The organism is Sinobaca sp. H24, from assembly GCF_023845525.1.
In genome coordinates this window covers 19,011-27,753 of record NZ_JALBWT010000051.1, presented here as the reverse complement: position 1 = coordinate 27,753, position 8,743 = coordinate 19,011, and the positions used below count along the sequence as shown (strand labels likewise).

General features: G+C 43.3%; 8 protein-coding genes and 3 pseudogenes. 3 read left to right on the top strand and 8 right to left on the bottom strand.

Annotated features, from left to right (window positions below; translation table 11 throughout):
• The 5 genes and pseudogenes from MMY81_RS30800 to MMY81_RS30780 form a co-directional block, all read right to left on the bottom strand.
• A pseudogene (locus MMY81_RS30800) lies at positions 1-227 on the bottom strand (CapA family protein); the annotation flags it as partial.
• 136 nt (positions 228-363) lie between these two features.
• Positions 364-1,667: pseudogene (locus MMY81_RS30795) on the bottom strand (hemolysin family protein).
• A 259-nt stretch (positions 1,668-1,926) separates the two neighbouring features.
• On the bottom strand, positions 1,927-2,832 hold the full coding sequence (locus tag MMY81_RS30790) for a universal stress protein (protein WP_252315834.1): 906 nt from the start codon (positions 2,830-2,832) through the stop codon (positions 1,927-1,929).
• A 146-nt stretch (positions 2,833-2,978) separates the two neighbouring features.
• Positions 2,979-4,045: pseudogene (locus MMY81_RS30785) on the bottom strand (aldo/keto reductase).
• A 30-nt stretch (positions 4,046-4,075) separates the two neighbouring features.
• Entirely contained in the window at positions 4,076-5,092 is a 1,017-nt protein-coding gene (locus tag MMY81_RS30780) for a zinc-dependent alcohol dehydrogenase family protein (protein ID WP_252315833.1), read from the bottom strand.
• 236 nt (positions 5,093-5,328) lie between these two features.
• Between MMY81_RS30780 and MMY81_RS30775 the strand changes: the two genes are divergently transcribed.
• The 3 genes from MMY81_RS30775 to MMY81_RS30765 all read left to right on the top strand — a co-directional run bounded on the left by MMY81_RS30775 (position 5,329) and on the right by MMY81_RS30765 (position 6,967).
• Positions 5,329-5,592, top strand: a complete 264-nt coding sequence (locus tag MMY81_RS30775) for a hypothetical protein (RefSeq protein ID WP_252315832.1) — start codon at positions 5,329-5,331, stop codon at positions 5,590-5,592.
• 117 nt (positions 5,593-5,709) lie between these two features.
• On the top strand, positions 5,710-6,018 hold the full coding sequence (locus MMY81_RS30770; protein ID WP_252315831.1) for a hypothetical protein: 309 nt from the start codon (positions 5,710-5,712) through the stop codon (positions 6,016-6,018).
• Positions 6,019-6,244: 226 nt separating this feature from the next.
• Positions 6,245-6,967, top strand: coding sequence for a CHRD domain-containing protein (locus MMY81_RS30765; protein ID WP_252315830.1), 723 nt, complete (start codon positions 6,245-6,247; stop codon positions 6,965-6,967).
• Here MMY81_RS30765 and MMY81_RS30760 read toward each other — a convergent pair.
• The 3 genes from MMY81_RS30760 to MMY81_RS30750 form a co-directional block, all read right to left on the bottom strand.
• Positions 6,920-7,726 (bottom strand): SurA N-terminal domain-containing protein, encoded by an 807-nt coding sequence (locus MMY81_RS30760; RefSeq protein WP_252315829.1) that lies wholly within the window; start codon positions 7,724-7,726, stop codon positions 6,920-6,922. The two genes, MMY81_RS30765 and MMY81_RS30760, sit on opposite strands and share 48 nt — an antisense overlap.
• A 79-nt stretch (positions 7,727-7,805) precedes the next feature.
• A complete protein-coding gene (locus tag MMY81_RS30755) occupies positions 7,806-8,345 on the bottom strand; it encodes a GNAT family N-acetyltransferase (protein ID WP_252315828.1) in 540 nt (179 codons plus the stop codon).
• Positions 8,346-8,435: 90 nt separating this feature from the next.
• Positions 8,436-8,639 (bottom strand): hypothetical protein, encoded by a 204-nt coding sequence (locus tag MMY81_RS30750; RefSeq protein ID WP_252315827.1) that lies wholly within the window; start codon positions 8,637-8,639, stop codon positions 8,436-8,438.
• Positions 8,640-8,743: the final 104 nt, after the last annotated feature.

Below are 8,743 nucleotides of genomic sequence, written 5' to 3'. Positions count from 1 at the left end.
AAAGCTGGTGTAAAATCATATCCATCGCTTTCTTGCATTCTCTTATACACCCGGCCATGCAGGAGCACGTCTCCAGCAGCTCCAATCGTAATAGAGGTTTCATCATTTTCCGCCTGAACGCGCTCCTCTTGACTAACTTCTAACTGTTGATCTTCTTTTACTTTCTCATTAGTACAGCTTGAAAGTAAAAATAAAGCTCCAGTGAAAAAGTAGATAGTGGTACGCATGGCATCCTCCTCTAGAGAATATTTTTTATCTAATAAATATACCATAATATTCCTATTTTTCTAATACTTTATTATCTCTTTATTCTTTTCCACACAAAAAACCCCGTCATGCCTGAGCATAACGGGGACTGCTTTGTTATATAATCTGCTGCGTATTCCCAAATTGAAGGGACACCTGCTTGATTTGATGATGGTCTGTGTCCAATATTTTCCATCGTCTTCCGTCCCGCTCTACTACTTTATCCGGCTCAAGCGGCACGTTATTCATTTGAAGCAGCCGCCTATTGTATCAATATCCTCTTCATTTGAAAAGGTAATACCAAGCTGTTTTTCAATATCATCAAGGAGCGTCCGCCCATTAATATGGTACAGGCCCTCTTCCACTTTCTGGATATCGGAGACTTCTTCTGTATCGAATTCGTCGCGTATTTCACCAACGATTTCTTCGAGTATATCTTCCATTGTTACAAGACCGGCACTTCCACCATATTCATCAAGAAGCAGAGCCATATGAACTCTTTCTTTTTTCATATGAACAAGCACATCCTGGATGGCAGAGTGCTCCGGCATTACCGGCAGGCTCTGCATGTAATCTTTCAAATAATACGACGGCCTGCCGTAGTCGATTAGTATTTTCTTTACGTTTACAAAGCCAATCACGTTATTTATCGCCGTCTTTCTGTAACCGGATAGGGTATGCTCGTGCTCGTGAAAAATCTCCAGCATTTCCCTGGTTCATATCAACCCGGAGCGTGTTCATGTCGGTCCGGGGAATCATAATATCCCGGGCGGAGCGTTCATCGAACGCAAATATATTTTCCATATACTGTAGTTCCGTTTATTAATCTCACCGCTTTGAAAACTCTGCGTCATAATAATTTTAAGCTCTTCTTCTGAATGAGCCTGATCATGGCTTGCAGGTTCTACACCAAACATGCGCAGGAATAAGCGGGCTGAACCGTTTAATGTCCAAATAAATGGAAACATCAGCATACCGAACCAGTATAGAGGAGGAGCCAGCAGAAGAGTCATCTTTTCGGCGTATTGAATAGCCAGCGTTTTTAGGAGCCAGTTCTCCAATTACTACATGCAGAAATGTTACAACTGAAAAAGCGATCACAAAGGAAATAATGGTAGCCAGTGCCTGTGCCGTACCCAGACTGTCAAACAAAGGATACAGCAGGCGTTCAACAGTCGGCTTTCCAAGCCACCCCAGTCCAAGGGCCGTTACAGTAATACCAAGCTGACAGGCTGATAAATAATAGTCGAGTTTCTCCGCTACTTTTTTAGCCTTATCTGCTTTTTATTGCCTTCAGCAACAAGCTGATCGAGCCGTGACATACGTACTTTCACGACTGCGAATTCCGAGCCTACAAAAAAAGCGGTTAATCCTATCAATATAACCACTAATAATAAATTCATAATCAGTATAATGTCCAAAAGTCCCTTTAAAAGGGATTCACCTCCGTATTTTTTCCGCCGGTTCCGTCCGAGCGGGATGAATCAATTTATCTCCGATGCAGGAGCCAGCCTCTTTTTATGGAAAAAGAGAAAACACATAATCTTCGAACGTACTGTTATTCGAGGATATTTTACATGTCAGCCAATCCCTGCCTTTTATAAAGTAGATTAAATATACCACATTTAAACAAAAAAGAAAGATAAACGTTTGTAAATGTTGTGTGACATAACGATTTCTTCAATTTTTAAGGGGCATGAGAAACTTCGGCCTCACGACCAGAACATCGCAGCCGGCTCTGCGGACAATCCCCTCCGATACACTTCCAAGACGGATTCCTTTTTCCTGACCGGCACCAAGAGCCCCGGCAATGATCAGGTCCGCCTGACAACGCTGAGCCGATTCTTTTGGAATAATATGCTTGGGGGATCCATAATCCAGCATAAACATCATCTCATCCGCTTTATTCTCAGCAGCTAATTGCTTATACTTCTCCAGCAGAAGCTCGCCATTTTTCATATAAACATCCTGAATGTCTTCTTGAAACTGCTCCAACGAGTGCATTAAGGGTGGATGAAGCACATGGACAGCCGTTAAATCAGCTTCATGTTTCTTCGCGAGGGCAAGACCTGTCGTAAATGCATTAACAGCCATGGATGATTCATCGACAGCAATAAGAATATGCCGGTAATTGCTCTCCTCCGTTTCTTTATTCTTCACTACCAGCACATCACACCCAGCGTGTTTTACGAGACCTGCTGAAACACTGCCGAGCATATACCGCTCTATAGGACCAAGTCCTGAAAAGCCTGTCACAATTAAATCAATACTGTAAAGCGGAAGAATATCCTTTACGATTCTCTTTTCGGGAAATGGATCTCGTTTTATGATAGTCTGCACCTGTTTCAATCCAAATTCTTCAGCCAGTTTCTTTCCTTTCTCTAAAATAGCCAATCCGTTTTCTTCTGCTGCTTCTTTTATTTCTTCACGGAATAAAGGCACCCTGCTGTATTCTTTACTTTCGACTATATGACAGATATGCAGGCTGCTCTCGTGCTGGACTGCTAAATGAATCGCACGTTTTAAAGCCGCTTCCGACTGAGCAGATCCGTCCACCGCTGCTAAAATTCGTTTATATCGTTCCACCTTTCTCACCAGCCTTACCCGTATTTGTTACTCCTATTATAATAAAAAAGCTGCTTCTTCCATATGATATGTCTCACACTGGAAAAGTATTTTCTTTATGTAAAGCAAAAAAGAGCCTTGATGATAGTCTTCAAGGCTCTTTCCATCTATTCAATGCCAAGCGTTTTTTTATATCCTTCCAAATACGTTTTTTCAGAGGGCGATGCCTGTTCATACGCACTCATCGCACGATGCCATAATGGATATATTGGAGCCGGCCTTGCTGCTTCTTCGATTTTTTCTGTTTCCTCTTTTGTCAAAACAATGTCGAATGAAGCAATATTTTCGCTAAGCTGCTTTTCGTTTCTGGCAGCAATAACGACCGGGCCTACATTGGGCCGATCCTTGACCCAGGAAAGAGCAACCTGCGGCACGCTTGCCCATGATTGTCAGCTGCTTCCTGCAGCGTATCAATTACATTGTACAAACGTTCTTGATCCATGACCCACGGCTCCGGCCAGCCTTCTCCCTGCCTCGTATTCTTGGGAGCTTTTTGATGCCGGCTGATCTTTCCATTAAGCAGCCCTTCTCCAAGCGGGCTCCAAATCATTGAACCAACTCCAAGTTCACTGCCGGCAGGCAGCAGCTCATACTCGGCTTCCCTGGCTTCCGGACTGTAATATATCTGCTGGCATATTGGGGGAATAAGCCCTGCCTGTTCTGCGTAGGTGACTGTTTTCGCCAATGCCCAGCCGCTGTAGTTCGAAACACCCCAGTATCTGATTTTTCCGGATTTCACCAGGTCTGTCATCGCCTGAACTGTTTCTTCGATCGGGGTCTGTCCGTCCCAGAGATGTACGAAATAAAGGTCCAGATAATCCGTGTCGAGGCGCTGCAGGGATTCATCAATAGATGCTTCCAGATGGATTCTCGATGCACCGAGGGCATTCGGATTATTTTCAAAATGAAAGCCGGTTTTCGAAGTAAGAACCACATCCTTGCGGCGCCCTTTAATCGCAGCACCAAGTACCCGCTCTGCATCTCCTTTGGAGTACAGGTTTGCTGTATCAAAGGTATTAATTCCGGCTTCCAGCGAGAGATCTATCATTCGTTTAGCTTCTTCTTTTTTTATATTTCCAGTCGCTTCGAATCCGTTTGTACCGCTGAACGGCACGGTACCCAAAATATACTTGGGCACGCGAAGCCCTGATTTTCCTAATGTCATATACTCCATATTATTCCTCCATCGATCGTTTATTATTTTTCATGGGAAATAACTATTTTTCCAAAGAAATTCTGGCTTTTTCAGATGATGATAGGCCTCCTGTGCCTGTTCAAATGGGTACACAGTATCTATGATCGGAGACAAATTATAGGCAGTAATCGCTTTGTTCATCGCTTCAAACATATCACGGCTGCCAACCATAATGGTTCTTGTAGATGCTTTTCCAAATAAATCGTAGTAATCAATGTTTTCGCCTGTTTTACTTAATACCCCTATGAGCGCTATTTCGTCTCCGGGAGCGACGGATTGAATAGACTGCGGAAAAGTAGCCGAGCCTACAACTTCGACGACCCGATTTACTCCGCCGGGCACCAGCTCTTTTACTTTATTTCCCCACTCTGGCGTTTCGTTGTAGTTAATAATCTGGTCTGCGCCAATATCCGACAGCTTTTCTTCTTTCCAGCTGCTCGAAGTAGTGGATATAACCTGAATTCCTAAAGCTTTTGCAAATTGCACTGTAAAAACAGACACACCACCTGTTCCAAGCGTTAATACTGTATCGCCCGGCTCCAGCGGGGAAGGGCCTTTCAGGGCATTCCATGCAGTTACTGCTGCACACGGAAGTGCCGCTCCCTGTTCATACGTAAGATGATCAGGCAGTTTAACAAGTTCTTCCGGATGAATGGCTTTATAGTCCATCAGCCATCCGTCACTGTGGGAGCCGTAAGGTTCTATATACTCTGGCATCCTCTTGCCGCTGAACCACTCTCTTGTGAAATTCCCGGCTACTCTATCTCCCACTTTAAAGCGGCGTACATCGGGACCTGCTTCTATAATTTCGCCGGCGCCGTCAGACAGCTGTACCGTGTTATCGTTTAGTCTGCCGGGATAATTCCCCTCAACTAATGCTAAATCACGATAATTCAGCGATGTCGCTTTAACACGAACAAGTACTTCATTGCGGCCTATTTCAGGAATACTTTCTTCTGTCATTTTTAGTTGATCAATGCCTCCAGCCTGCTGCAGCCGAAACATACGATTTGCAGATTCTGTCATATTCAGCCTCCTCCTTAGTGTTACTCTCTTCGTATTCCCAACTTGAAAGGGGGTTTAAACGAATGCAGCTTTGCATATAATCCACTCTTTTAAAAATGCTGATACTATTATACGATTATATAGACTTTACTTTTCCTGGCGTTCGTTACAGGAATGGCAGTTATTTATGTCAGGAGTGTACTTATGACCCATTCACCTTCCAGCATCACCACTCAGGAAAAACGAAAGTATTATGTATGGATCCCTCTATTCACCAGTTTTCTTGCCGTTGTGCTAACATCCTTATGGCTTGTATCGATTCCTTCCTTCACCATATCGCCGGGTTAACAGCTGGCTTTTATATAGGTTCTCTTCTCACAGCAAAACGTTCTATCAAAAAAGAGCGGGCCTTGCGTGAAAAACCGGGAACGTATGCTCAGAAAAGAAACACCGTGTTGCTGGCAGCAGTACTTTCAATCGTTTTTGCGGTAACTATTATCCGATTTTTTATGCTTATTTAACGTCTATTTATTTAAAGCCTTTGATAATCATAAGAACGTCCAATGCTGAGAGATGAAAAGGAAGCGCTCTCTTTGTTATACTATTCTTTTATCAATTTATCGAAAAGGGGTATGAACATGGCAAAATACAGACTTGAAATCACGAATACGAACACGAATGAGGAACACAGCTGGTATTTTTATGAATTTGAACCAGCAAAAAATCATTTAGATGATATCAGCAAAACATTTGACCATGTAAAAGAGTACTCAGGAGAAAGCAGCGTAAAGGTGGAAGTACTGAAAGAACCAGCAGAAATAAATCCAGCTGATATATCTGCAATTGCGCATATGAATGTAGATATGCCCAAACGTTCTTTTCATATAGACAGCTTTACAGACATTCAGTCTTATGTTCATGAAAAATTAGGTTCGCCCGACGTATAATTTCTTAAGAATCGGCCATAAAAGCCGATTCTTTTTTTATATCCATATCCCGTCCATATCTTGATATATTTTGTTAATTTAAAAAATTCTGTTTAATAGTGATCCATTCTTTTACCTTATACGTTTCCTTTATGATTGGATGTTTTTTGACTATGCATTCAATAAAGGAGGATCGCCGCACGAATCATTTTGTTTATTATTTTAAAATTGAGAGGGGAACGTACAAATGAAAAAAAGAATTGTACTGCCGTTAACTTCCGTATTTGCTTTTACCGCATTCGCAGGCACCGCAGCCGCTGACCATGAGGGCCGTGAATTTCTAGTCGAATTGACTCCTGATGAAGTAACAAGCGAAGTCGAAACGGATGCTATGGGACAGGGTCATTTCGAAGTAAGCGAAGATGGCGATTCCATTGAATATTCCTTACATGGTGAAAACCTCGATGGCGCAGTAGCTGGACACCTGCACAGCGGTGTTAAAGGAGAAGATGGTCCACCAGCTGAGCTGGTTCTATTTGAAAATGATGAACCGATGAATTACGACGGCGACGTAGCTTCCGGTACTTTGACCGAAGATGATTTGATTGGTGAGATGACATGGGAGGAAGTATCCATGGGATTAGTAGCTGGTGAAATTTATACGGATGTGCATACAGAAGAATATCCTGACGGTGAACTCCGCGGTCAGCTCGATGAGGACGCACAGGACGCAGCTATGATGCCGGAAGAAATGCCGCAGACTGGAATGGGCGGCACCGGTAACGATGGCTGGATGACTGCTTTCTGGGCAAGCATTACAGCTTTAGCCGGTGGAACTGCAGCACTATTTATCCGCAAAAAAATCAGGCATAACAAAAAAGGAAGGAGCGGATGGTCCGCTCCTTCCTTTTTTTATTTCAAGTTAAATATGGACGGTCACATCGCCATCTTCACGAAGTTCGTCTATTAGCTCCTGGGCGCGTTCTCCCTGTTTTTGTGTTACTAACTGTTCTTCAACCTGTTCACGGTCAGGTTCCGGCATTTCCGGTGCTTCATCGCCTCCCTGTTCCGCCATAGCTGCCTGCTGTTCTTCTGCCTGTGCGACAGCTTCGTCAATCTCTTCATCCGTCACTTCCAGATCCTCGGATTCTTCCTCGATTAACTGTTCTACTTTAATGGACTGCTCGACTTCGGCACGGAATTCATCTTCTGTGTAGCCTTGTTCCTCCAGAGCCTGCTGATATTGATCTTCTGATTCAAACTGCTCTTTCTGTTCGGCAATTAAATCATCGACTTCCTGCTCGTCAGCACTGTAGTCCCGTTCCTCTGCTTCCTGAATGAGCAGTTCCTGGCCGACAAGCTGATCAGCTGCTGCCTGCTTCAGTTCGGCTTCCATTTCTCCATTTTCATCCTGCTCTTCGAGGTTCATCCCCTGCATGGAATACATAGAGAGTGCTGAAGTATAGGCTACTTCAAATTCATCTTTCGTCACGTCTTCCCCATTTACCTCAGCTACAACGTCAGGTACATCATCCAGATTAGGTTCAGGCTGCTCCGGTTGTTCAGGCTGTTCTGCCTGCTCCGCCTGTTCACCGTTGTCCGCTGCCTGTTCTTCCTGGGCGGCTTCTTCATTCTCTGAACCAGCTTCTTCTTCTGATTCTCCGCCGCAGGCTGTAATTAATGATAATGAAACGGCTGCAAATGCCGTAAGTATCCATTTTTTACTCATGTGTATATCCCCTTTACTAATCAGTCTCACACGGAGTGTGACATTTCTTTATGTTGAGACTGTGTCAGGGCTTAATTTTTTACTTCTGTTTTTGCAGGTTTCTCCATTCTTCTTCAAGAATGCTCATTTCCCATAAGCTCCAATACGCGTCTCCCACTCTTCTCACATCCCGAAGCAGTCCATCTTTTTGGAAGCCTGCATTCTCATATGCTTTAATCGCAGGGATATTGAAGTCAAATACGCCTAGACTGATCCTATGTAAACAGAGTTCATGAAAGCCCATAGTAAGCATTTCGTTTACCATTTTGTGCCCGAATCCCATTCCTCTATTCTTCTCTGCTATCAACACTTTTCCAATTCTGGCAGAATGATTTTCCAGATCAATACCACCAAGAGCTATGTGGCCGAGTGGGAGATCGTTCGTTTCACTTATCGCTGTATAAATTCGTACTGATGCGTCCGGCTCATCGCCCGTTGCTTTATAGGATTCAAGCTGCTTTGCAGTCAAAGGATAATGAAACATTGGGCCTCCCCACTGCATAAGAAACGAGGCGTCAGAAATTTCTTTTATCACATGCTCGTAGTGGGCGGAGTGAAACGGCACTAATTGTATGGTCATTATTCAGCTCTCCTTTTTAGACAAAATATACCTGTCAGTGCTGCTCTCTACTTAAAAAGCCCCTTCTGTATGACAGAAGAGACTTCAACGTTACTTATTTTTTTTAAAGTCCAGTATAAAACGCTGAAACATTTCTTTTGTCATTCCGTCTTCAATTAACTCGTGCATTACATCCAGCCATTCCTGTTCAATCTCAACAGTGCGGCCGGATTGGCCTGCTTGATCCTGGCGGGGTAATTGTACCATAAAGTGCTTAACTGAATTGTTTCCCATTTGTAAGTCCTTTCTTTTCATTCATTATCGCCTTTTATGTAATAAATAAGTATGTAAAATGTATATTATAGGAAGAGTTACGATTTATTCTCATTTTAAGGGATTTCGCAGACTTTGTCAAAAAA